The organism is Floridaenema evergladense BLCC-F167 (genome assembly GCF_041929205.2).
Lineage (GTDB): Bacteria > Cyanobacteriota > Cyanobacteriia > Cyanobacteriales > Aerosakkonemataceae > Floridanema > Floridanema evergladense.
Window position 1 is genome coordinate 1,629,580 of record NZ_CM171625.1, and the last position, 22,138, is coordinate 1,651,717.

General features: G+C 39.9%; 34 protein-coding genes and 2 pseudogenes. 13 read left to right on the forward strand and 23 right to left on the reverse strand.

Features of this window, described 5'->3' with window-relative positions; translation table 11 throughout:
* The first annotated feature begins 226 nt into the window (after positions 1-226).
* From ACE1CA_RS07695 to ACE1CA_RS07705, 3 genes are all read left to right on the forward strand, one after another.
* Positions 227-1,168, forward strand: a complete 942-nt coding sequence (locus ACE1CA_RS07695; RefSeq protein ID WP_413281010.1) for a DUF5996 family protein — start codon at positions 227-229, stop codon at positions 1,166-1,168.
* 111 nt (positions 1,169-1,279) lie between these two features.
* Entirely contained in the window at positions 1,280-1,465 is a 186-nt protein-coding gene (locus tag ACE1CA_RS07700) for a hypothetical protein (protein WP_413281011.1), read from the forward strand.
* Between the two features lie 26 nt (positions 1,466-1,491).
* Positions 1,492-2,208, forward strand: a complete 717-nt coding sequence (locus tag ACE1CA_RS07705) for an SDR family NAD(P)-dependent oxidoreductase (RefSeq protein WP_413281012.1) — start codon at positions 1,492-1,494, stop codon at positions 2,206-2,208.
* 5 nt (positions 2,209-2,213) lie between these two features.
* Here ACE1CA_RS07705 and ACE1CA_RS07710 read toward each other — a convergent pair whose 3' ends face one another.
* The 4 genes from ACE1CA_RS07710 to ACE1CA_RS07725 all read right to left on the reverse strand — a co-directional run bounded on the left by ACE1CA_RS07710 (position 2,214) and on the right by ACE1CA_RS07725 (position 4,655).
* The gene (locus ACE1CA_RS07710) at positions 2,214-2,405 is read right to left on the reverse strand and encodes a hypothetical protein (RefSeq protein WP_413281013.1); all 192 of its coding nucleotides are present in this window, start codon (positions 2,403-2,405) and stop codon (positions 2,214-2,216) included.
* Between the two features lie 261 nt (positions 2,406-2,666).
* A complete protein-coding gene (locus tag ACE1CA_RS07715; protein WP_413281014.1) occupies positions 2,667-3,599 on the reverse strand; it encodes a pyridoxamine 5'-phosphate oxidase family protein in 933 nt (310 codons plus the stop codon).
* 17 nt (positions 3,600-3,616) lie between these two features.
* On the reverse strand, positions 3,617-3,901 hold the full coding sequence (locus ACE1CA_RS07720; protein ID WP_413281015.1) for a hypothetical protein: 285 nt from the start codon (positions 3,899-3,901) through the stop codon (positions 3,617-3,619).
* A gap of 124 nt (positions 3,902-4,025) precedes the next feature.
* Positions 4,026-4,655 carry an FMN-dependent NADH-azoreductase gene (locus tag ACE1CA_RS07725; RefSeq protein WP_413281016.1) on the reverse strand — a complete coding sequence of 210 codons (630 nt, stop codon included), beginning with the start codon at positions 4,653-4,655 and terminating at the stop codon, positions 4,026-4,028.
* A gap of 122 nt (positions 4,656-4,777) precedes the next feature.
* Here ACE1CA_RS07725 and ACE1CA_RS07730 point away from each other — a divergent pair, with 122 nt between their 5' ends.
* Both ACE1CA_RS07730 and ACE1CA_RS07735 read left to right on the forward strand, forming a co-directional pair.
* Positions 4,778-5,650, forward strand: coding sequence for a LysR family transcriptional regulator (locus ACE1CA_RS07730; RefSeq protein ID WP_413281017.1), 873 nt, complete (start codon positions 4,778-4,780; stop codon positions 5,648-5,650).
* A 231-nt stretch (positions 5,651-5,881) separates the two neighbouring features.
* Positions 5,882-6,328, forward strand: coding sequence for a DUF29 domain-containing protein (locus tag ACE1CA_RS07735; protein WP_413281018.1), 447 nt, complete (start codon positions 5,882-5,884; stop codon positions 6,326-6,328).
* On the opposite strand, the gene ACE1CA_RS07740 is transcribed toward ACE1CA_RS07735, so the two are convergent.
* The gene (locus ACE1CA_RS07740) at positions 6,325-7,734 is read right to left on the reverse strand and encodes a helix-turn-helix domain-containing protein (protein WP_413281019.1); all 1,410 of its coding nucleotides are present in this window, start codon (positions 7,732-7,734) and stop codon (positions 6,325-6,327) included. The two genes, ACE1CA_RS07735 and ACE1CA_RS07740, sit on opposite strands and share 4 nt — an antisense overlap.
* Before the next feature lie 200 nt (positions 7,735-7,934).
* Between ACE1CA_RS07740 and ACE1CA_RS07745 the strand changes: the two genes are divergently transcribed.
* Positions 7,935-9,974 (forward strand): AIPR family protein, encoded by a 2,040-nt coding sequence (locus ACE1CA_RS07745; RefSeq protein WP_413281020.1) that lies wholly within the window; start codon positions 7,935-7,937, stop codon positions 9,972-9,974.
* Positions 9,975-9,988: 14 nt separating this feature from the next.
* Here the strand turns inward: ACE1CA_RS07745 and ACE1CA_RS07750 are convergent, their stop codons facing one another.
* The 7 genes and pseudogenes from ACE1CA_RS07750 to ACE1CA_RS07780 form a co-directional block, all read right to left on the reverse strand.
* Positions 9,989-10,159, reverse strand: a complete 171-nt coding sequence (locus ACE1CA_RS07750) for a hypothetical protein (RefSeq protein ID WP_486517991.1) — start codon at positions 10,157-10,159, stop codon at positions 9,989-9,991.
* The gene (locus ACE1CA_RS07755) at positions 10,114-10,584 is read right to left on the reverse strand and encodes a PIN domain-containing protein (RefSeq protein ID WP_413281021.1); all 471 of its coding nucleotides are present in this window, start codon (positions 10,582-10,584) and stop codon (positions 10,114-10,116) included. Before ACE1CA_RS07755 ends, ACE1CA_RS07750 begins: the two co-directional genes overlap by 46 nt.
* Positions 10,581-10,847 (reverse strand): UPF0175 family protein, encoded by a 267-nt coding sequence (locus ACE1CA_RS07760; protein ID WP_413281022.1) that lies wholly within the window; start codon positions 10,845-10,847, stop codon positions 10,581-10,583. Before ACE1CA_RS07760 ends, ACE1CA_RS07755 begins: the two co-directional genes overlap by 4 nt.
* A 141-nt stretch (positions 10,848-10,988) precedes the next feature.
* Positions 10,989-11,336, reverse strand: a pseudogene (locus ACE1CA_RS07765) (DUF5615 family PIN-like protein).
* On the reverse strand, positions 11,337-11,681 hold the full coding sequence (locus tag ACE1CA_RS07770) for a DUF433 domain-containing protein (RefSeq protein WP_413281023.1): 345 nt from the start codon (positions 11,679-11,681) through the stop codon (positions 11,337-11,339).
* Between the two features lie 154 nt (positions 11,682-11,835).
* Positions 11,836-12,171: a DUF5615 family PIN-like protein gene (locus ACE1CA_RS07775; protein WP_413281024.1), complete on the reverse strand. Its 336-nt coding sequence runs from the start codon at positions 12,169-12,171 to the stop codon at positions 11,836-11,838.
* On the reverse strand, positions 12,164-12,475 hold the full coding sequence (locus ACE1CA_RS07780; protein ID WP_413281025.1) for a DUF433 domain-containing protein: 312 nt from the start codon (positions 12,473-12,475) through the stop codon (positions 12,164-12,166). Before ACE1CA_RS07780 ends, ACE1CA_RS07775 begins: the two co-directional genes overlap by 8 nt.
* A gap of 161 nt (positions 12,476-12,636) precedes the next feature.
* On the opposite strand from ACE1CA_RS07780, the gene ACE1CA_RS07785 reads away from it, so the two are divergent.
* Complete coding sequence (locus ACE1CA_RS07785) at positions 12,637-12,927, forward strand: hypothetical protein (RefSeq protein ID WP_413281026.1); 291 nt, start codon at positions 12,637-12,639, stop codon at positions 12,925-12,927.
* Between the two features lie 178 nt (positions 12,928-13,105).
* Positions 13,106-14,218 (forward strand): IS630 family transposase, encoded by a 1,113-nt coding sequence (locus ACE1CA_RS07790; protein WP_486517971.1) that lies wholly within the window; start codon positions 13,106-13,108, stop codon positions 14,216-14,218.
* Between the two features lie 147 nt (positions 14,219-14,365).
* Here ACE1CA_RS07790 and ACE1CA_RS07795 read toward each other — a convergent pair whose 3' ends face one another.
* Genes ACE1CA_RS07795 through ACE1CA_RS07810 form a run of 4 tightly spaced genes read right to left on the reverse strand, consistent with a single transcriptional unit; the run spans position 14,366 to position 16,061 of the window.
* A complete protein-coding gene (locus ACE1CA_RS07795; RefSeq protein WP_413278992.1) occupies positions 14,366-15,007 on the reverse strand; it encodes an IS630 family transposase in 642 nt (213 codons plus the stop codon).
* Positions 14,920-15,312, reverse strand: a complete 393-nt coding sequence (locus ACE1CA_RS07800) for a helix-turn-helix domain-containing protein (protein WP_486517615.1) — start codon at positions 15,310-15,312, stop codon at positions 14,920-14,922. The genes ACE1CA_RS07795 and ACE1CA_RS07800 overlap by 88 nt, the downstream gene beginning before the upstream one ends.
* 33 nt (positions 15,313-15,345) lie before the next feature.
* Positions 15,346-15,789 (reverse strand): type II toxin-antitoxin system VapC family toxin, encoded by a 444-nt coding sequence (locus tag ACE1CA_RS07805; RefSeq protein ID WP_413277512.1) that lies wholly within the window; start codon positions 15,787-15,789, stop codon positions 15,346-15,348.
* Positions 15,789-16,061, reverse strand: a complete 273-nt coding sequence (locus ACE1CA_RS07810) for a hypothetical protein (protein ID WP_413277513.1) — start codon at positions 16,059-16,061, stop codon at positions 15,789-15,791. Before ACE1CA_RS07810 ends, ACE1CA_RS07805 begins: the two co-directional genes overlap by 1 nt.
* 167 nt (positions 16,062-16,228) lie before the next feature.
* Between ACE1CA_RS07810 and ACE1CA_RS07815 the strand changes: the two genes are divergently transcribed.
* The 3 genes from ACE1CA_RS07815 to ACE1CA_RS07825 all read left to right on the forward strand — a co-directional run bounded on the left by ACE1CA_RS07815 (position 16,229) and on the right by ACE1CA_RS07825 (position 18,154).
* Positions 16,229-16,492, forward strand: a complete 264-nt coding sequence (locus ACE1CA_RS07815) for a hypothetical protein (RefSeq protein WP_413277514.1) — start codon at positions 16,229-16,231, stop codon at positions 16,490-16,492.
* Complete coding sequence (locus ACE1CA_RS07820; RefSeq protein ID WP_413277515.1) at positions 16,476-16,805, forward strand: type II toxin-antitoxin system RelE/ParE family toxin; 330 nt, start codon at positions 16,476-16,478, stop codon at positions 16,803-16,805. Before ACE1CA_RS07815 ends, ACE1CA_RS07820 begins: the two co-directional genes overlap by 17 nt.
* Before the next feature lie 236 nt (positions 16,806-17,041).
* Complete coding sequence (locus ACE1CA_RS07825) at positions 17,042-18,154, forward strand: IS630 family transposase (RefSeq protein WP_486517972.1); 1,113 nt, start codon at positions 17,042-17,044, stop codon at positions 18,152-18,154.
* A 70-nt stretch (positions 18,155-18,224) separates the two neighbouring features.
* Here the strand turns inward: ACE1CA_RS07825 and ACE1CA_RS07830 are convergent, their stop codons facing one another.
* From ACE1CA_RS07830 to ACE1CA_RS07845, 4 genes and pseudogenes are all read right to left on the reverse strand, one after another.
* Positions 18,225-18,509: a type II toxin-antitoxin system RelE/ParE family toxin gene (locus tag ACE1CA_RS07830; RefSeq protein ID WP_413278558.1), complete on the reverse strand. Its 285-nt coding sequence runs from the start codon at positions 18,507-18,509 to the stop codon at positions 18,225-18,227.
* Positions 18,506-18,718 (reverse strand): hypothetical protein, encoded by a 213-nt coding sequence (locus ACE1CA_RS07835; protein WP_413278559.1) that lies wholly within the window; start codon positions 18,716-18,718, stop codon positions 18,506-18,508. Before ACE1CA_RS07835 ends, ACE1CA_RS07830 begins: the two co-directional genes overlap by 4 nt.
* Positions 18,719-19,086: 368 nt before the next feature.
* Positions 19,087-19,170 (reverse strand): annotated as a pseudogene (locus tag ACE1CA_RS07840) (PIN domain nuclease); the annotation flags it as partial.
* Positions 19,167-19,397 (reverse strand): type II toxin-antitoxin system Phd/YefM family antitoxin, encoded by a 231-nt coding sequence (locus ACE1CA_RS07845; RefSeq protein ID WP_413278560.1) that lies wholly within the window; start codon positions 19,395-19,397, stop codon positions 19,167-19,169. The gene ACE1CA_RS07845 and the pseudogene ACE1CA_RS07840, both read right to left, overlap by 4 nt.
* A gap of 201 nt (positions 19,398-19,598) precedes the next feature.
* On the opposite strand from ACE1CA_RS07845, the gene ACE1CA_RS07850 reads away from it, so the two are divergent.
* Positions 19,599-19,772, forward strand: coding sequence for a DUF6888 family protein (locus ACE1CA_RS07850; RefSeq protein WP_413278561.1), 174 nt, complete (start codon positions 19,599-19,601; stop codon positions 19,770-19,772).
* A gap of 20 nt (positions 19,773-19,792) precedes the next feature.
* Positions 19,793-19,981 (forward strand): DUF6887 family protein, encoded by a 189-nt coding sequence (locus ACE1CA_RS07855; protein WP_486517712.1) that lies wholly within the window; start codon positions 19,793-19,795, stop codon positions 19,979-19,981.
* 296 nt (positions 19,982-20,277) lie between these two features.
* On the opposite strand, the gene ACE1CA_RS07860 is transcribed toward ACE1CA_RS07855, so the two are convergent.
* The 3 genes from ACE1CA_RS07860 to ACE1CA_RS07870 all read right to left on the reverse strand — a co-directional run bounded on the left by ACE1CA_RS07860 (position 20,278) and on the right by ACE1CA_RS07870 (position 22,041).
* Positions 20,278-20,409 carry a hypothetical protein gene (locus ACE1CA_RS07860; RefSeq protein ID WP_486517713.1) on the reverse strand — a complete coding sequence of 44 codons (132 nt, stop codon included), beginning with the start codon at positions 20,407-20,409 and terminating at the stop codon, positions 20,278-20,280.
* 154 nt (positions 20,410-20,563) lie between these two features.
* On the reverse strand, positions 20,564-21,463 hold the full coding sequence (hetR, locus tag ACE1CA_RS07865) for a heterocyst differentiation master regulator HetR (RefSeq protein ID WP_413278563.1): 900 nt from the start codon (positions 21,461-21,463) through the stop codon (positions 20,564-20,566).
* 395 nt (positions 21,464-21,858) lie between these two features.
* Positions 21,859-22,041 carry a hypothetical protein gene (locus ACE1CA_RS07870; protein ID WP_413278564.1) on the reverse strand — a complete coding sequence of 61 codons (183 nt, stop codon included), beginning with the start codon at positions 22,039-22,041 and terminating at the stop codon, positions 21,859-21,861.
* Positions 22,042-22,138 lie beyond the last annotated feature (97 nt).

Below are 22,138 nucleotides of genomic sequence, written 5' to 3' on the forward strand. Positions count from 1 at the left end.
AAATTAGTGATAGAAAACGGAAAAAATTGTGATGATTACCAGCTTTTTTGTTGATACAACTCCTCTTTTTATTTGATGCAAATCTTCAAAATGAGTGATTCAATTAAAGCTATTTCGTGACCTAGATAAGCAGGATAATTGACTTAGATCACTTTTGAGATGTAATTATGGACGATTGTATTAAGATTGAATACAACAGGTTGGGTATAGGTCGTTAGAAAAAGTTATGGCTGTTCTCACATCTAATTTAGACTCAGAAGTTTGGGTGCCCTTACTGATTGCAGATTGGCAAGATACGAATGAAACGCTACATCTGTGGACTCAAATTATTGGCAAGATTCGATTAGTACTCGCGCCGAAAGTGAATCACTGGTGGCATTCAACCCTTTATGTCACCCCGCGTGGACTGACTACATCAACCATTCCCTACAAAACTCGTACTTTTCAAATCACCTTTGATTTTCTCAATCATCAATTGGTAATAGAAACCAACGATGGAATGACAAAAACGATCGCACTCATGCCCCGCTCTGTCGCTGATTTTTATCAAGCGGTGATGAGTACTCTACTGGATGTAGGAATTGACGTACACATCTGGACAATGCCACAGGAAGTGAGCGATCCAATTCCCTTTGAGCAGGATACTCAGCACGCAGCTTACGATCGAGACTATGCTCAACGGTTTTGGCGAATTCTGGTGCAGTGCGATCGTCTCCTGACAATTTTCCGCGCCCGTTATGCAGGAAAGTGTAGTCCAGTTCATTTTTTCTGGGGCAGCTTTGATTTGGCAGTGACTCGCTTCTCCGGGCGACCTGCGCCCCAGCATCCAGGGGGTGTACCAGGGATGGCAGACTGGGTGACGCGAGAGGCTTACTCCCATGAGGTGAGCAGTTGTGGGTTTTGGTTTGGCAAAGGCTCAATCGAGGCATTATTCTACGCCTACGCCTATCCAGCCCCGGAAGGATTCCCAGATTACCCGGTGCAACCCCAGGAAGCCTTCTTTAGCCAAGAGATGCAAGAGTTCGTCTTGCCATATCAGGCAGTAAGGCAGGCAAGCGATCCAGATGCAATGGTGTTAGATTTTTTGCAAAGTACTTACGAAGCAGCAGCGAATTTAGGGAATTGGGAGCGGGCGGCGTTGGATTACAATCCAGTAATGAAGAGTTAGATTTTTGTTCTTGGAAGCGATCGCACATTCGCCCCAACCTGATCGCTGCATCCCCTTCACTCTCCAACGCAGGCAATACCGAATGAACGGTATAAAAGCCGCCAATGGCTAGTGACACCTACTGTTCGGGTGGTTGAGGTGAACGGACAACCGGGTATCGTCGTCATGGCAGATGGTTGCACTCAAAGTGTGATGACCTTTGAAATTGTAGATGGTTTGATTCAATCTATTTACACCATGCGAAATCCCGACAAATTGAAGCAATTTGCCAGTTGGAGCAATAATCGTGATTTATAATCGTATAGATTAAGGGAGCATAGTAGATGAGTTCAGCAAAGGTAGCAGTTGTTTTAGGAGTAGGCCCAGGATTGGGAGCAGCGATCGCTTACCGATTTGCTCAGGAAAACTTCACCGTTGCGTTGATGGCAAGGAATACTGACAAACTAACTGCAATTCAAACAGACATCGAAGCCCTTGGTACTAGAGCGTTATCGGTTGCTGTTGATGCAACTGCTCCTGATTCCGTAAAAGCTGCCTTTGAGCAGGTGCGAGAGCATCTAGGCGATCCTAACGTGCTGGTTTATAATGCCGGAGCTTTCCAAATGGCGGGAATTTTAGAACTTACCCCAGAACAGTTTGAAACCAATTGGAAAATCAATTGTTTTGGTGCTTTTCTGGCAGCACAGCAGGTTCTTCCCGCCATGATACAGCAAGGAGAAGGCACGATTTTGTTTACAGGTGCTACAGCAGCACTGAAAGGTTCGGCTCGGTTTGCTGGGTTAGCTGTGGGTAAATTTGGTTTACGGGCATTAGCACAATCCTTAGCACGAGAATTTGGCCCACAGGGAATTCATCTGGCTCATATTGTTATAGATGGTTTCATTAATACGGAGCGGGTGCGCTCAATGACACCCCAGCGCGAGGAACATACGATGCTCAAGCCGGAAGCGATCGCCCAAATGTACTGGCAACTGCACAATCAGGACAAGACAGCCTGGACATTAGAACTCGATTTACGGCCTGCGGTAGAGAACTTCTAATGCGGCTACTCTTCAAAATCGTAGCTTATTCCCATTGGTGCGTCTGCTGTCTGCCAGAATTTTTTTCCTGCGGCTGGCTGTAAAATTTGAATATTATCTCTACAACTGGAAAGCTCTGATTGAGAAAGGGTTTGATCTAATGCTTGAGCAAGATAGAGAGCAAGTATTAGAAACTCTTTTCCAAGAATGGCTATCAAATCAATTCTTGGGCAACACTTGATTTTCCAGCAGCCATATTCTCTGGCATAAAAAAATTTTAGCTAGAACGATAAACCGAATTGGCATAATATTACTCTTTTGTACTCAGACGAAAGTTAGAGATGAACTCATCATTTTGTTGGGTTTTGAACTCTCAAAATCTAAATACAGGTTACGGCAAGAAAGCTTTTCTTTAAATCAAGGTAAAAAATGATTGCCGATTTGTAAGCTATTCCAAACTGAAATTGCATAATTCAATGTTATGCCGGAGCAGGAATAGCGGGTGAGTATTCACCAAACTGCCAGCGAAAAGGTGTTACATTTTGAGTTTCTAAGACCTGCTCGATCGTGAACTCGATGAGCCGCTGTGCCCCAGTTATTTGAGATAATCGCTCCTTCTCCCAGATAATCTTTGATGTGCCAGTCAATTGCAGAGTATGTCCCTGTTCAAAATTAACGAACAATAGTCCAGCGTAAGGATTGACAGCTAGATTTCCTAAAGTCTGAAACATATTGTTTCCCGCATAATCGGGAAAGACAAGTTGATTCGGGCTGATAACCTGCACAAAACCTGGAAAGCCTCCCCGATGAGACGCATCAGCCCCTGTATCGGCGTAGAAACTGGCAATAAAGAAGGTATCAGCAGTTGTAATCCACTGCCGATCGGTTGAATTCAGCGATACTCTTGTAGAGCTTATCAAAGGGGCTAGCGGTTCCTGGTTAGTTGCTGTTTGGTAGCGGGTCTGAATATATTTGGGACAGTTGAAAAATACTTCTTGAAGCTGAATCGTCATTTGATTCTGTCTTTCTCCGGTTGAACTCGACGATCCAATCTGCACTTGCGCTTTCCCATTCAGCCGAAGCCTCCGACGATTTTCCAAGTCGATAATCAGAATGCCAATCTGGGGATGGGCAAGCAGGTTTTGAAACAGAGGATCGCTGATAATGGGTAGGAAACGAATTTGAATTGTATGAGAATCCAGAACCTCTACGAAGCCTGGTTCACCAATTAATAGGGATGCCCAAACCCTATTTTCTCGATCGACGCTAGCAGCGATGGCAAATGATTGGGTTGAGAGCAGTGCTTGAGCCCCCTGGCTAATCCTGTTACCTATCAGACGATCCAGGCTGGCTGCCTCTTCACGTACCTGCGCCATAGATTGGATCGCAATTTCTCCCGGATGGAAAGACATGAATTCGTTAACTCCTTTTATTTGATTTCAGCCGGGTCAAACTCGGTAACTCGTCCCGGACGGGCAGCCAGAAATACATCATAGGTAACACAATAGGCGATCGTCACATCATTGGCTTTGTTATAAAGATGAACTACCGTGCCCGCTCCTCCAGGTTGTAGGGCAATGGGTTCCAAGTCGCCAAAAAAGAGGCGACGAATGGTATCACCGCTGCCCAGTTCATCTCTGAGTTTCTTTAAAAGAGCCAGTTTCCCTTCCAGGGTTGGAGGAGTTGGATCGGCAGGATTCTTTGCTTGAGTCATAATTGTTGTCCTCTGTTGTTGAAATTTACTGGTCAAACTTTTCTATACTAAGGGCGATCGATGTTTAGCATGATTCGATTGCCTTCGATGTCTATTGTAAAACCGTTCCTAGTGAACGCTGCGCTTAACGCCGCGCCGCTGCCTTTACCTCTTCCCGCGCTTTGTCCAATGCTACACTTGCCTCATCGTCACTAATCAGTTTATAGCGTTGATACCAGACCGTCACAACATCATCGACCCCGGCAAAGTTCAACCAGTCGGTGAGATGAGTCGATACATGATCAACCCCGAATTGCTTCGGTGCGCCAGTACTGTAAATGGCAGCAGAATAGACCGCAGTCGCCCGCTTATTTTTGAGCAACCCGATATAGCCAAGCGCTGGGTCAAAGCCGAAGAGGGTGCTAGGCATGGTCAACAGGTCGATGTAGAGTTTTAGCTTCCAGGGCACACCAAAGTTCCACATCGGTACGCTGAACAAGTAGTCGTCCGCAGAATTGAAATGGTTGAAGATCCGAACCAGTTCGTCATAGACGGTCTGTTGTTTGCCGTCCATCGCGGGTTCGCCAAAGAAGGACATTTTGGCAGCAACACCATCACCGTCGTATTCAGGCAAGCTGGCCTTAAAGAGGTCAAATTCCTCAATCTCCGCATCTGGATGCTTTTCCTTGTAGGCAGGTAGGAACGCTTCGGCAATCTGGGTAGATTTGGAGCGATCGCCACGGGGCGAACATTTGATGTAAAGCAGTTTCGTCATGACTTGCCCTTCATGCCATAGATTTAAGAAGAGAATTAACTGTGACTTTGCCATTTTCAGAGATATAAACCTGGGAAGCAAGGCAATTTTTCCGATGAGACCGATAGACAATATCTATAACTATGGATTTGTACCAGCTCCGCTACTTCCTTGCCATCACTGAAACAGGCAGCTTTAGCAAAGCCGCAGAACGTTTGTTTGTCTCCCAACCCTCTCTCTCAGCGGGCATTAAGAAGCTAGAGCAGGTTCTTGATGTGACCTTGTTCGAGCGGGGAGGACGGCGAGCTGTTCTGACTCCGGCTGGTAAACTCTTCCAAAAGAAAGCCAAAATTCTTCTGGATAATTATCAAGCAACCTTACGAGAGTTGCGGGAGTTGAAACAGCAGCCAGTTTTGCGCTTAGGTACCCTACGTACTATTAGGATCGCCTGTCTAGCCGATCTAATTCACACCTTTCAACAGCAGTCTCCGTCGGTGCTGATTGAATTGGTGGACGGCTCTTTCAGTGAACTTGGCGACCAACTGGAACAAGGTGATGTTGACCTGGTTATGACCGTTTTAGACGGTTATGAAGCTCCTAAAACCTCGTTGACTCTTTTCCAGCAGCGTCGAGTCCTCGCCGTGTCTACGAATCATCCTTTAGCTAGTCGGGAAACGGTTCAATTGGCTGACCTGCATAGACAGCCTTTTATTGAGCGGCTGCACTGTGAGCGATATAGGGAGATGCAGAAACTCTTTACCTCGATTCGACCTCAGATTGTTTATCGAGCGGATCACGAGGAATGGGTATTCTCCTTGGTGGCAGCCGGATTGGGACTATCTATTATGCCAGAATGGTCAAATGTTCCAGGGGTTGTCTTTATCCCGATCGCGGATTTGCCATTACAACGCACTGTTGGACTAGTTTGGCGCAGAGGTTATGAGTCAGAGGTGGTAACTCAGTTTCTTACCTGTGTAGGCACCCATGACTGGGGAAATCTCTTCTTTAGTAGGTAGTAGGTAATGGTAATAAGTTTTCCTAATCAAACAAGCTAATAGCTTTTCTCAGAGATTATCAAAATTACTAATTTCATAATTTGGGGCTTCACATTTTTGATTGTGAATAGAGAACAAAGAAGATGCTTGCTAATACATGGTGCTGCATCAGATTAACAATGCAATATTTGAGCCATCAACTCTGGCTAATAACTTTTAAAATCAAAAATGATGGACTCATTCAGGATATGTATGAACCACTCAACAGCAAATCCTACCTACGAAACAGATTTTTATGCCTGGTTACTCAAAAGTGCTGAACTGTTGCGGCGAGGGGAATTTGCAGAACTGGATTTAGAACAGATTGCTGAGGAACTCGAAGGCATGGCGAGGAGTGATAAACGGCAATTAATCGATCGATTGGCGGTACTCCTAGCACATCTTTTGAAATGGCAATATCAACCAGAAAAGCGATCGAAAAGTTGGCAAAGAACGATTCGGGAACAGCGCAAACGGATTTCGTTATTGTTAGAAGATAGCCCCAGCTTAAAATATGAAATTGAGGAAAAGCTAACCGATGCTTATGAAATTGCTGTGCTGTCTGCGGCTAACGAAACTGGATTGGATGAAGACTACTTCCCCGAAAGCTGTGAGTACGCTTTAGATGAGGTGTTAGATTCAAATTTTTACCCCGATTAACTATCAGTAAATCCCCGACTTCTTGAAGAAGTCGGGGATCTAAATTTCATATACTCCCTCAATACATTAGGCAAAATGTAACAACTTCCCTGTTGTTCTATCAAACAGCGTCGCCATAAAGATTGCAATACATTCACTAAATCTGACGGGGGAATTTTGGTATTTTCTATTAATTTTACCAATTTAATTCCGTCACCTTCTCTCGCCATCAAAGAAAGAACTTCTTTTTCCCAATCTGATAAGCGACTAATCGTTTGTTGTAAACTATCTTGCAAATCTTCCGGTAATAAAATAGTATCATCTTGCAATAACTCAATTACGCATTCTCCCAACTCTTGAAACTGATTCCCCACACTTTTTAACCAGAATGGGTTGCCTTGGTAGCGATGAATAATTGCTGAGTAATTCTCAATTTCTCCTAATCCGTAATTTCTGAGTAATTCCCGTGCAGGTTCAATATCTAAACCAGTTAGTTGTAAAGTACAAATAGTAGGATTTTGGTTTTTAACTTGAGTTACTTCTCTGGGTTGTTCCCAACCAATTAACAAAAAGCAACTTTGATGAGATAATGTTTCTATATTTTTAAATAAATAGCGATATTCTTCATATCCAGGTTTATACTTTCCTGCTAATTCCCCGCTACTGAAAAGATTGTGAATGTCATCTAAAACTACTAAACAGCTATATTTTTGTAAATACTTAATTAACGGTAAAGGTTTTTGGTTAGTTGCAGGTGAATCTAGCTGTTCTGGTTGTGAGAAAAACTGGATTAGTTTATCTTGAAATTCAGCTAAGGTGGGAGAAGTTTCAAAATTGCACCAAATAACATACTCAAATTCATCTTTTATTTGTTGTACGAGTTGCGCTGCTAATGTAGTTTTGCCGATACCGCTAATACCTGTTAGTGCTATTAAGCGACAGCGTTGTTCTAAAATTAATGTTTTTAGGGTTTCTAGTTGGGGAGTGCGATCGTAAAAAACACCCAACTCCGGCATTTCACTTAAATCTTGATGCGAGGTTTTAGTTTGTTTCGAGTTAGCTGTTTCCTCATTATGTGCGTGTGAGTTTGGTGTATCTGACGAGTGTTTACTGTCGCCACAAATGTTGAAACTTCCACTCACATTTTGTGCAAAGTTTAAAATATTAGAGTTTTGCCATCTCTGCATAGCTGATCGAAAATTTGATTTACTGACATCCTCCCCTAACTCCTCTGAAAGAATCTGCCATAATTCCGATCCCACTTCTCTAGCACGACTTTCAGAACAATCAAAATCCTTAGCTATTTGCTTATATGTCTCACGTTCAAAAGTTCCCCGCAGTACCGCTTCTTGTAAATCATCAAGATGCTGACCTGTTTTAGTAAATACTATTTTATCAGCAAGATTTAACACTTCTTTAAGGTTCATCTGACAATGAAACGTAAGTATTTTGCAAATTATAGCTCACATTTGCCAATATTTTAGCGCATTTTCATACAAAGCTATATTGAAAAGATTTTAATGCAGGAAAAACCAGCGACAAAATTATACATTTTTGTTCTGGACAAAGGTTCGATTGATCAGGAATGATGGAAAAAGTATTAAAGCGTAAATCTAGGAATTACAATATGGAACTTATTCTTAAGGCACATTTTAATAAATTTAAAAGGACATTTGAAATAGATACAAGCGATACATCTCCAGAAAAAGAACAAGGGAAAGAGGCTTCTGCATTTGAAAAGTTTGTAAATTACGTTCTGTTTAGTCTCGATTATCCTGAAATCTTCACAGCCGATGCAGAATTACTAGATTTTGTCTGTGTTGGAGGAAGTAACGATACAGGTATAGATGGGATAGGAATTAAAGTTAACGATAGATTAGTCAGAAACATAGAGGAAGTCACTGAGATAACAAAGAAAAGTAACAAGATTAATGTTGAGTTTGTCTTCATTCAGTCGAAAATGCGGCCTAAATTTGACAGAACAGAGTTAAATACATTTGGAACAGGAGTAAAAGTATTTTTTTCAGATCGTTATCTACCTGAAAACCTCCGAATTAGTGAGTTTCGCGAAATTAAGGATTTTATCTATTCTAATGAGGAAGTAATTAGAAAACTTGATAAAAACCCAAGCCTTTTTCTTTATTACGTCAGCACTGGAATAGAACCAACAGACGAAAACTTCTCAGGCAACCAAAAATTGCTTATGGAAGAGCTTACAAAAATAGGATTTTTTGAAAATATTGAGATACAACTTATTGGTGCAAAGAAACTAATTAAGTTCTGCCGAGAATTGGAGAACAAGTTTGAAGTTCAAATGAACATAATTGATATTTTCCCATTGATCGTAGATAATAAAAATGATGTAAAAAAAGCTTATGCTTTTACTTGTAATGCCTCAGAATTTTTGAAGATTTTACAAAAAGAAGATGGTTCATTGCGTCGCTCTCTATTTAATGATAATGTTCGTGATTATTTGGGGAATAACAAAAATGTCAATAGTGAAATTGAAAAGACTATAATGGACAGTCCTGATATGTTTCTGCTTTGCAATAATGGAATTACGATAGTATGCACGAATTTTGAGCAGGTTCGGGATAAGCTAGTAAAAATCGAAAATCCTCAAATTGTTAATGGTTGTCAAACAAGTAATTCTTTGTTCAACCAAAGAAATAATTCAAATATTCAGAATGTAAAACTCCTTGTCAGACTCATATCTACAGAGAATCTTGGTATATCAAATAAGATTGTCAGGGGAACTAACAAACAGAATCAGGTTTTGGAAGAAGCTTTTGAGACAACACTACCTTTTCATCAAGAAATATTAGAGCCTTTTTTCTTATCCTTTGAAAATGATGTAAAAATCTATTATGAAAGACGAGCAAAACAATATAATGACGATCCGCTTATCAAAAAAACTCAAATCGTAAATTTGAGAATTTTAACCCAAACATTTGTTAGCATTTTTCTTAATTCTCCTCATGATTCACATATACATGAAGCAAAGCTGCTAGAACAATATGCAGGAGAAAAAGAGCAAAGACAAATTTTCCGAGAAGATCATAGTCCTTATCCCTACTACGTTTGTGCTTTAATCTGGTATATGTTTGAAAAATGGTTCAGAGAGGATAAAATTGACAAAAAGTATAGGACTTATAAAGCTCATCTTTACTTAATATTTAGGATTAGTGTAGGAGAGTTCCCTCCCAAACTCACAAAGTTAAAATCGATGGAAGATTACTGCAATAAACTTGTTCAAATTTTGAAAGAAGACGAGTTTGCGAAAAGACTACCAAAAGCATTGAATATCTTTGATGTGACAAAAGATTTGTGGGTTAAAAGTAGAAGTCCATACGGTATTAAGAATAGTAAGGACTTTAGCGAACTACTGCTCAATGAGGCTCGTAAATATTTTATTAAAACTCCAGCTTTAGTAAATGAGGAAGATGACAAAGTAATTTATCAAGGAACTATTCTCAGAATTATATGGAAAGATCCCTATTGGTTTGGTTTCATAAAACACGGAAATCAGTATGAAGACAATGTGTATTTTGATAGTCGTGGCTATAAAGGGGATGTGAAAAATTTATCTCCCAATACTCTAGTTCAGTTTGAAAGAGAAAAGAAAGATAAAAGTTATTATGGTATCAATGTTCAACTAATTAATTAGATAGCAAACCTAACTTAAATTAATAGCGATCGCACTCTCTTTTTTCTTCTGAGCGATCGCCTAAAATGAAACAGCGATCGCATTCTTAGTTTTTTCTGATGAGCTTTTTTGTAGTGCGATCGCAAGTTATAATTTTCAACTACTCTTCTGTCAGCAACCTTTCCAACAAACTCGGTGCAACCCAAAAACCAACCTCTCGCAACTGTGCAAAACTTGTTTCTAAATCCACTAATCCAGATCTAGCAGCGTCTTTCAAAATACCCAGAAGCCCAATAATTCTTAATCCACGTTCCATTGCAATTCGTCTTGCTGCTTTGTCATCCAAAATCACCAAATCTGCTTTCAGTTGTTCTGCAAGTAAAATAGCCTCTCGTTCGCCCGGATCGAGTTTTTCCAGTTCAATAGTTGGAACAATTTCGATCGCTTGTATCTGAAGCCAGTCGGGAGGATTGGCAATCCACTTTATTACTACAGGTGGCGATGATAATGCACTCAATTCATCAGCTACAGTTTGAGGAATAGTGACAACGTTGTACAAAACTGGTAGTATTTCGATTTGGTTAATTAGCAACAAATAACAAATTCCAGAAGTGTCAGAAACTACAATCATTCTCCTCTAAACTCCTGAAGAGTTTGAAGATCTTGTTCTAATTCTGCTTCGTCATAGTTCAGGTAAACACCCATTCGCTTTAAAAAGGCGTGAGTTTCAAGGCGAGATGATAAATTAAGCATTTGCCGCACTTCCGCAGTGTTGACTTTGCCACAGTTGTAAGCATCAGCAACAATTATTTCTAGAAGCCGACGGGAGAGATTCCCCAATGTCTGATCTAGGCGCTGAACAATTTCATCAGGAATTTCAACCGTGATCTGCATTGACTATTGAGTTAATAGGTTTAATCCGATCTCTATGATAAGCGATCGCACTCGATTTTTTCAGATTAGCGATCGCCTAAAATAAAAAAACGATCGCACCAGCAAAAAAAGTGCGATCGCCTATTTGTAATTACCTAAATCTTAGAGTGACACAGCAGGACGCACAACGCGAATCAGTTTGCCTTGCAAAGGTTCTTCTGCTGTAATTGCAGCATGAATTCTGTTAGCTAGCGCCTCCCAATCGCGGTCGTTCGTACAGGCGATAATACCAGCATGATCTGGCTGTATGCGGTGCAACCGAAAAAAATCTTTACGATTTTGGGTAATGACGGCACGCTTCTCGTTAGTTGCAAAAGCTAACACATCTGGATCGGGAATTCCCTGATTTGCTTTACCTGCTTCTTGAACAGTTAAAACATCATGTCATAGAGTTCGCAGGAATTCTACAACAGGATAGGGGTATTGCTCATCAGCATACAGACGCGCCATCTACTGCAAATCCTCATACATCACTTCATCATTTTCCCGGATTTCTGTTTCAATTTCGTCCGGGAAAGCTTCAGCGTAGGCCCAAGCATTTGCAATATCGGTTGCAGATAGCGATGGATAGCTTGTGAGTAAATCGGCTTCACTATATCCAATCCGACGAGCTTCTACAAGTCCCCAAACAGTGATGCGCGTTCCAGCAATACAGGCACTCCCACCACAAACCCCAGGTGTTTTTTCAATACCACGCCCTAGAGTGATTTTGCCCTGAGATAGAAGTTGAACGACTTGAGCTTTTTCCCGATCGGAGAGTGCTAGCAGTTGAGGCTCTAATTCTTTTAGGGTCATGGCAAACAAAGAAAGCAGTTACTTTCTATGTTACCAAACGACTCGTTGGAATATGGATCGGATACTAAGTCTTGTGCAAAATTCAAAAAATAGCGCGATCGCACTTTTTTTTTTCAGATTAGCGATCGCTATTTTTTGTATTGCGATCGCTGTTTTAAATATATTCAACGCTTCCATACATTTCGTCTGGACTTAAAGCTTCATAAATTAGAATTACCCCTCTAATAATTTCTCCTATAGAGCGAGTTCCTGGTTGATAATATACTATACCTGGATGCTGAAAATCTTGGCTGGCAATAATTAAAAAATCGCTATCTTGAGTAATTAACACTCGCTGTTGTTGACAACAAAATGCGAACTGTACCTCATCACTTTGACCGAGTAAATTTTCGGTTTTTGCCGTTGTTACATCTATGCCATACTTAATTAACGCAACTGCTATATCTGGATCGACACTTTCATCTAAATGAAACTTAGTTTTTTCACTCATTTCTCATTTTTTGTAACTTAGTTTGCAATTTAGATGGATGTTGTTGTTTAAATACTTCTACAAATTCAGCGTCTTCTCTCAATCGGCGATCGATTTCTTCCCGATGCTCGAAATAATAAGCCATTGCTGCATAAACTGAAGCTAAGGGTAAGTCATATTTACCTGCTATTTCTTCGAGAGAATACCCCATCTTTGTATACATTACTGCTATATCTGCCACTGTAATTCGATGTCCTGCAATTCGGGGTCTGCCGCCACACACACCGGGGGTTACTTCTATATGTTCTAAGTTAACTATTGCCATTGATAACTATTTTAAAGGAACTATGTGTTAATTTTACCATGCAAAAAAACAAGTTGTGCGATCGCACTCTCTTTTTTCAGATTAGCGATCGCTACCCTTTTTAATTTTAGGATATTATGAAGGAGTTCCTAGAAGTCAGTGTTGCGAACGGGAGTTAATTTATGCAAACCATCCTTCTAAGCCATGAAGAAGTTGCGCGACTTGCAAAGCAACTATACGAAAGTAATATCCGCCAACAAGTAGAGACGGAAGATAATATCGGAAAAATGGTTATTATTGATATTGAAACAGGTAATTATGAAGTTGACAAAACCGGGTTGCAAGCAGCAAAAATTTTAAGTGAAAAAAATCCCAACGCTCGGCTATTTGGAATCCGAATTGGTTACAATGTTGCGGCTTCTTTCGGCAGGGCGAAGACCTTTACTGGGAACTGCGTTGCTAGAAGAACATGAACTTGTAGTACAGTTTACTGAAGGCGGGTTAGTGACAATTGAAGAGTTGTAATAGGCATTAGCTTACCAAGCACCGTTGACTTTAGACGATCTAGAAGAGGAATTATAGAGAAGCTAAGCTGTTAATCATTTAAATAGGGTAAAATGGAAAAGTCAACCGAGCAAAATGAGTCAGGGAATGCCAGCAAAGAATCATCTGAGTTTAGAACAAGTAGAGAAGCTACAAAAAGCCCTAAAAGATGAAGAAAATGGAAACATTAGAGAAAGAATTCTGATGTTACTGTTGCTAAATGATGGAAAAACTCAAGGTAAAATAGCGGAATTTCTGGGCTGTTCAATAAATAAAGTATCTTATTGGTGCGTACATGGAGATCCAGATAATCTGGAAAGCCTAGTGGATGAAAGGATGAAGGGGAATCATCAAAAAGCCACAGATAAATATAGAGAAATATTATTAGAGACAGTAGATAAAGAACCCAAAGAATTAGGATACGAATTTGGCAGATGGACAGCAGAAAGATTAGCAACATATTTAGCAGAAACGACAGGAATAAAATTAAGTGGGTCGCAAGTTAGGAGAATATTAGAGAAAAAAAAGTTCGTTTACCTCTGGGCGAAGTACAGCTTAGAGGGAAAGCGAGAGCCGGAAAAAAGAAAAGAATTTAAAAAGAAGATAACCGAATATTTAAAAATAGAAAAAGATAACCCAGAACGTTTACAAGTATGGTTTTGGGACGAAAGCGGTTTTAGTTTAAGAGTGATAAAAAGAAAGAATTGGTATAAGAAAGGTAGCCGAAAAGAGGTGAGGGGAGAGCGAAGAAAGGGTCGGATTAATGTAATGGGAGGGCTGAGGTATTCCGACAAGAAAAGGTTTGTGGAGTTTCTGGATAAAAGCAATTCAGAAAGTTTTTATCAAGTGCTAAAACTGTTTTATCAAGAATTGATTGCTGAATGGGTAGCTGCTGGCAATGAAGCCGATGAATTTGCTGAAAAAGGAGCCAAAATAGTGATAATTCTAGATAATGCTAGTTTCCACAAAAAAGCTGAATATCTCCAGAAAATTGCTGCCGAAATGCCCAATATTCATTTAGAGTTTCTCCCCAAATATAGCCCGGATTATAACTTAATTGAATTAGTTTGGCATTCAGCAAAAGAATTTATTGCTAATCGACTATTTAAATCAATCGAAGAATTAGAATATTTATTGCATCAACTTTTAAATGAAGGACAGTTAATTATTAAATGGGAGCGAAAACTTAAAAATAAAGGTAATGCTCTTATCCCTGTTTAAATGCTTAACAGCTTATCACATTACAAAAAAGAGCGATCGCACTCTTATTTTTCTCAGGTGTGATCGTTCTTTTCATCAACACTTCTTGAAATTCCTCTTTTGAGTTGCATTATTATCAAGCTTCTGGATTTACAGCGTATTGCAGGTTTATGAGGTACAGTAACAACAGTTGGTAAACCAGTTTTTTAAATGCTCTGGATTAAACAAATCGAGAGCAGTAGCAATCAGAATATCAACCATTTTGGCAGTGTGGGGAGAAAAGTCGCGCAAAAAAGTTTTCAATTGTGACCACCAATGTTCGATGGGATTAAAGTCAGGAGAATAAGGAGATTGGTAGAGAACTCTAGCACCCACAGATTCAATTAGAGGTTCAATTTCTTTAACTTTATGGGCAGGAAGATTATCCATCACGACTACAGCACCTGTCCAAAGTTGCGGTAGTAAACACTGTTCGATAAACACTTTAAATGCCTCTCCATTCATCGAACCATTCAAGGTCATCACCGCCAAAACTTGAGAAATGCTGACCGCCCCAATGACTGTCACCTTGGCCCCGCGATAAAATGGTTGAAAACCATAGACTCTAGTTCCTTTCTGGCTGCGGGCATGAGTTGGTGTTAACCCTAATAAAACACCCATTTCATCAATAAAAACTAAGTTTTCCGGGTCTATTTGCTTGACTTGCTGCCAGTACTCCATTCTCAATTTTTGAACCCTTTCTGTTTTGGCTTGGCTACTGCGGAGCGTCTTTTTTTTCGCGTTAGTTCCTGTTTTTGCAATGCACGGCACATGGTACTGGTACTTACCCAATGATCGTAAGTTGTACCCCAATATTCGCAGTATTCCCATAATGTTGCGTCTGGGTATTCTTCAACCATAAGTGCTAGTTGTGTTTCCGCTCCGTCCAACTCCCCCTTCATTGCTCCACCTTGTTGTCTTGGCTCTACATGACCTTGAGTTTTCTTCATCAACAGTAGTTTTTGGACAAAGCTTTTGGCTACGCCAAATCTCAAGGCAACTTTTCTGATTGAGGTGTTACCTTGTTCATAAGCCTTGACTATTTTTTCTCGCAAATCCATTGAGTAAGCTTTCATTTTCTCCATTTATTCGCTCTCATTTACTGTACCTCATTTACCTGCAATATGCTGTATTTTCCCATCAACAACTACCAACTCCACACCACAGCGAGTTGCTGCTTGGGCTAATCTAGTATCAAGTGTTGCGATCGGCAATTGTAATAGTAGTGCTAACTCTAAATATGCTGCATCATAAGCTGCTAAACCTTCTTGCCTTCCTAACAACAAAGTTGATGAAAGTGCATAGTTATTTGTAGATTCGTCAATGTGAATTAACAGTGATTGTAACAAAGCAATAGCTAACTCCGATTGTTCAGTAGTGATGCGATTACGTCGTTCAGCAACCAGTAAAGTATTAGCAATTTCTAGCGACCAAATTCCCGGTACATAAGCTTCAGAATTTGGCATCATAGCCAGTATAGTATTAGCATAATTGTCATTTTCATCTACTAAGCACCAACTGATTGCTATCGAACAATCCAAGACAAACCGCATTAAAACCTGCGCCCCTCTTCAATCATTTCGCGAAGGGAATTTTTATCTATTCCTACTTCTTGCCTTAGTTGTTGCATTTTGGCAACTGCTTCTTGAATCGATTTTTTAGTAGTTGGTTTTCCCCAAGCATTATACTGTAGTTTAGTTTCTTCAGATGATAACGGCTGTATAACTACCACCACTTCAACAGAAGTATTTTTAAGCTCGGTAGGCATCTGGAGAAGCAATATGCCATCAGTTCCAATTTGCGATCGCAGTTTCATTGTTTCCATATCAGATCAGAGAAGTTTTGCCAAATTATAGCTTACTTGAGAGCCTAAAATGAAAAAGCGAATGCACTCCAAAAAAAACAGGATCGCTTTTTCTGCACTTAGCAAGCCGAAGGATAAATTTATGGGATAAAATCTTCTCAGATCTAATTACCCTATTGCTATCAGCCATGCTCAGAACTATTGAAGGCATTTATCAAAATGGACAAATTGAGCTAACAGAGGTACCGCAGAACATGAGCGATCGCACTCAAGTTCTCGTCACCTTTCTGGAACCGGGCAAAATCGATCCCACTAAACTAAGTCAGCTGATTGAGAAACTAGAAACGATTGCAGGTATCCAGCAAGGTTTTGAGGAACTCAACGCTGAACAAACTCGCCCGCTCGGGAATTTCATCCAAGAAATGCAACAGAAATATGAGATTTCAAGTTGAAATTACCCCAATTGCAGAAAGCCAAATCGAGCAAGCTTACTGCTGGTATCGCGAACGGAATCCTGAGTTTGCCGATCGCTGGTTTCGGGGATTAATGAATGCAATCTCAACACTTCAAGAAAAACCTCAGCGTTGTGCCAAAGCCGTCGAACAGGAAATTTTTCCCGAAGAAGTTCGACAACTACTTTACGGAAAATCTAACAATATGTACCGAGTGCTATTTACTATTCGAGAGCCGAAAGTTTACGTTTTGTATGTTCGCCATAGCGCACAAGCACCGTTGACTTTAGACGATCTAGAAGAGGAATTATAGAGAAGCTATCACATTACAAAAAAGAGCGATATGCAAGAGAGCACGCTACGCGATTGCGCGAAGCGCAGCGCCAAAGGCGATCGCACTCTCTTTTTTCACATGAACGATCGCCTAAAATGAAAAAGCGATCGCACTTGATTTTTTCTCAGGTGCGATCGCTGATTGATTTAGAATAAGCTGTTAATCATTTAAATAGGGTAAAATGGAAAAGTCAACCGAGCAAAATGAGTCAGGGAATGCCAGCAAAGAATCATCTGAGTTTAGAACAAGTAGAGAAGCTACAAAAAGCCCTAAAAGATGAAGAAAATGGAAACATTAGAGAAAGAATTCTGATGTTACTGTTGCTAAATGATGGAAAAACTCAAGGTAAAATAGCGGAATTTCTGGGCTGTTCAATAAATAAAGTATCTTATTGGTGCGTACATGGAGATCCAGATAATCTGGAAAGCCTAGTGGATGAAAGGATGAAGGGGAATCATCAAAAAGCCACAGATAAATATAGAGAAATATTATTAGAGACAGTAGATAAAGAACCCAAAGAATTAGGATACGAATTTGGCAGATGGACAGCAGAAAGATTAGCAACATATTTAGCAGAAACGACAGGAATAAAATTAAGTGGGTCGCAAGTTAGGAGAATATTAGAGAAAAAAAAGTTCGTTTACCTCTGGGCGAAGTACAGCTTAGAGGGAAAGCGAGAGCCGGAAAAAAGAAAAGAATTTAAAAAGAAGATAACCGAATATTTAAAAATAGAAAAAGATAACCCAGAACGTTTACAAGTATGGTTTTGGGACGAAAGCGGTTTTAGTTTAAGCGTGATAAAAAGAAAGAATTGGTGTAAGAAAGGTAGCCGAAAAGAGGTGAGGGGAGAGCGAAGAAAGGGTCGGATTAATGTAATGGGAGGGCTGAGGTATTCCGACAAGAAAAGGTTTGTGGAATTTCTGGATAAAAGCAATTCAGAAAGTTTTTATCAAGTGCTAAAACTGTTTTATCAAGAATTGATTGGTGAATGGGTAGCTGCTGGCAATGAAGCCGATGAATTTGCTGAAAAAGGAGCCAAAATAGTGATAATTCTCGACAATGCTAGTTTCCACAAAAAAGCTGAATATCTCCAGAAAATTGCTGCCGAAATGCCCAATATTCATTTAGAGTTTCTCCCGAAATATAGCCCGGATTATAACTTAATTGAATTAGTTTGGCATTCAACAAAAGAATTTATTGCTAATCGACTATTTAAATCAATCGAAGAATTAGAATATTTATTACATCAACTTTTAAATGAAGGACAGTTAATTATTAAATGGGAGCGAAAACTTAAAAATAAAGGTAATGCTCTTATCCCTGTTTAAATGCTTAACAGCTTAATTCTATATTCTCTTTATTGAGAAGAAAGTTACATCCTTTATTTAAAGAATGAACTCAATACACTTCGTCATGGCTACCAATATCAATTAAAAGGATTTCTTCGATATCTGAATCTGAATATTTCTGGAAATTAAATACTATTCGACAGTCGTACTCTACAGTACAAGCCCATGCACCAGATAGCTTACCTTTCAGCTTATGAGTCTTAAGTGACGGATCAAAAGGATCGTTTACTAATAGTTCTAATCGCGCAGTTATTTTTTCCTCCATTTCAGGTTTTTGGCGGATTAACAATTTGAAAGCTCGTTTGAAAGAAGACGCTAAGACAAGAGTTCTCATCGTTTTAATTCCGCCATTATATCATTTACTGTGCCTCGGAATATTTGTCCATTCAAATACTCTTTTTCAGCACTAACAATATTGAGAGCGATCTCATCTCTCCGTTTTTCCTTTAATCTTTGCCCGATCAAATCGATGAGAATCTTCTGTTCTTCATCTGACATTTCTTCCACCAATTCCAGAACAGTGTCAAAGCTATAAGTTTTCATTGTCAAAATCCAGAAACTCTACATAATTATAGTTTACCTGAGAGCGGGCTAGTCACCAGTGTTTTAAGTACTACCAACTCAAAAAAATTGCTGATTTCATCAGCTTAATTGAGTCAGAGTCTAATCAAATCACATCATCTGTTGTTCCATTTTGGCAAACAGCAACACCAGCAGAACGGGCGAGGGAGTTTCGGGATTGGATTTCTCAACTTCCAAAAACAAATGTCAGCTTATCTGATGAAGCATTTAGCCGCGATCGCATTTACAAAGAATGACAAAATATTTGCTAGATACCAATGTTGCACGTCCGCAGGAATTAATAATACCAGAAGTCAATGAGCCATGACCTGAGCTTTCTAAGTTTTTTCAATTGTATTTTGTACTTGCAGCGAAAGGCGTTGGTCGCCGAGTAAATACCAAAGCCAAATGTGAGTATCGAGTAAAAGTTTCATTGTAAAACTTCCCAAGGTTCAGCTACAGGAGCGATTAAATCTCCTAATATTTCACCGCTTCCTTTCATCACCCCAAAAGTAGGTCGTGAAGTTTGGGTGGTAGCAGGATAGATAATCACTAATGGTTTTCCTTCATGGATGACGGTTACAGGGGTTTTGGTACGTTCAACCTCGATAAATAGAGTCTGAAGGTTTTGTGGTAATTCAGTTGTGGTAATTTGTGCCATTTTTTTCTTGTTCACAATCTTGATATATTCCTACTATGATAATGTGATGATTGAATCGTTAAAGTCCTCTGGTAGGCAGCAAAACAAAGAGGTTTATGCAAAAGAACAGGCTATACGATCGCTCAAATCCACTGGGTACAACCAACTTAATATCTATGAACAAATGATTCAATTTATATATAATTACGAGGTCGAGCAACTTTGCCAACTGCTGAACAAGCTATTAGATGTGTGATTCTATGTCAATCCTTGACCAATACATTCACGCCGATTTTTGTTGTCCGCTTGGATGAAAGAACAGGTAATCTGTTTATCTTGGCAGGAGATAACATAGAGATAGAAATTTATCGGAATGGTCTTTGGAGGTTTTTGTGATCAAGCCTGACTTTAGCAGCATGACTAAAATCGAGCTAAGAGCTTACGTCATTGCTCACCCCAACGATAAAGCAGCGTTTCATGCCTTTGTTGACCGTTTTACTTCTGAAGCTTCCACTGAAACTTTTGACATCCCAAAAACACATTCTGAGGTTGAGGAAGTTGAGATATTAATTAGACAAAAGTTAAAACAATTCAAGACGAAATAGGGATAAATGCTGGCAGAATTTGTACTGCCAAATATAACCTTGATTCGTGCCTGACTCCGATTGTTCGCTAGCGTGTGCTTGGATAATTTTTTTAACCAATTCCCGATAATTTAGTTTTTCCATAACACTATCTCCTGTTTCTGAACATGAAAAACCAACAATTTTATTAGACGAATTTTCTTCTGTTTCCAAACAATCCAATTTAAATGCGGAACAGCTTATAGCATTCGCATAATTATCATTTTCATCTACTAAACACCAACTGATTGCTATCGAACAATCCAAAACAAACCGCATTAAAATCTGCGCCCCTCTTCAATCATTTCACGAAGGGAATTTTTATCTATTCCTACTTCTTGCCTTAGTTGTTGCATTTTGGCAACTGCTTCTTGAATAGATTTGCTTAGTAGTTGGTTTTCCCCAAGCATTATACTGTGATTTAGTTTCTTCAGATAATAACGGCTGTATAACTACCACCACTTCAACAGAAGTATTTTTAAGCTCGTAGGCATCTGGAGAAGCTCTAATTTTGTAAAGATAGCAATGTAGATTGCACCCAGAAATTTAGTACTTAAGCCTTAATTAATCATCTTTAGGGCCAAAAACCATTTGTAAAATCATTTGTTGACCGCCTTCTCGATGATGTCGATCGGCCCATTCTCGGATCACTTCATCTAATTCTTCCATAGCTCTGTCAATGCGATCGGGCGGAATATCCAACTCTTCCAAAACTCGCATCACTTTCGGCTGTCGTTCTTGCCATCCCTTCATTAACCGGAAATATCGCGCCGTGTCCTCCACCATAATATAAGTGCGTTCCTCATCGTCAGAAGGCGAGTAAGAAGAACGAGTGAGAGCGTAAAAAGGCAAACCCCAAGGACAATCAATTCTCGTAACTGTCCCTGCATAAATTAAACGGCGTTTGATGTGTTCTGCCAAAGCTTCGCTCAAAGGAACTCGTTTGTCTTTTGGCAAGTCTTCCTGAGAGCGATTGTGGAGAAATTCGATTAACTCCATGAATTGAAACGAGTTAATCAGTTGAGCATCTGGCAAGAGGGGAGGTAATTTTTCCTCTATCTGCCGTTTCTCCTCTGAGGTGAGGCTAGTACCGGAAATACGCGATCGTCCCGGCATCCAAGGATAATGTTCTAGCCAGACATAAGGAAACTGAATCAAATAACGTGGTTCCTGAGAACCCAACATTTTTAACAGTTTGCCCTCTGTGAGAGCTTGTCTGACCTCTTCAACGATCGCCTTCACCCGCTTTGGCTCAATGTGGTGCAAATGACCAGTCATGCGGAGGTTCTGACCCTGTTCCAAATATGTCATGTAAATGGCACATTTAGCAGCTGTGGCTGCTGCATCCAGAAACGCTCCGTGACGGTGTCCGCTGGTTCTCATGGCACTGAATGCCAGATAAAGCATGATCTGATCCATTGCACTGGGACTGAGGCGTTTGATCAGATCTAGGTCGTTACTCATAGGTAGAAGAGATTATATCGCATAAATTCAAAATTTCCAGCTTTTTATCGAGCATCAAGCCATATTTGGGGGGGTGGGTGTTGGGGATTGGGTGTTAGGGATTTTGTCTTTTTCCCTGTTCCCTAACCCCTAACCCCTGACCCCTAAAAATGGAATGATTTGTCTTTTGCACCCGTAATTTCTGCTGTTGGCAGTTTTCAGTTCCGATTTAGAGCCACCCTGCTTTCCAAAATTTAGCCGATCGGCAGCCATAAATACTACTTATAACGGCTAAAAAGTAAAAAAAAGTCAAAAACCCACGCTAAGACGATCTTGGCATGGGTTAATCAAAAAGGATAGTAGCAAAATAGATAAATACGAGAGAGCCAACAGGACTTGTTTAGGTTTCCGTAATTTTACCTTCCACTACCTCGGTGATCGTTAGCTATTGCTAGTGGGTAGAAATTAATAGATCTGACATTAATAGAATCTTCTGCTTTTTCCGTAGTAATAGCTGGTGATTGAATATTGAAACCTTGACAAGCAATTGTAAAAAATGCCAAAAGTAAAGTATTAAGAGTAAATTTGAGATGTCCCATAAAACTTTGAAATCTCCTGCGTTCTATTCCTCCTTTCAGTGAGTTGATGGAGTCATCAGGAAAAACGGTTAAGTAGTTTAAAAAAGAATATTTACTA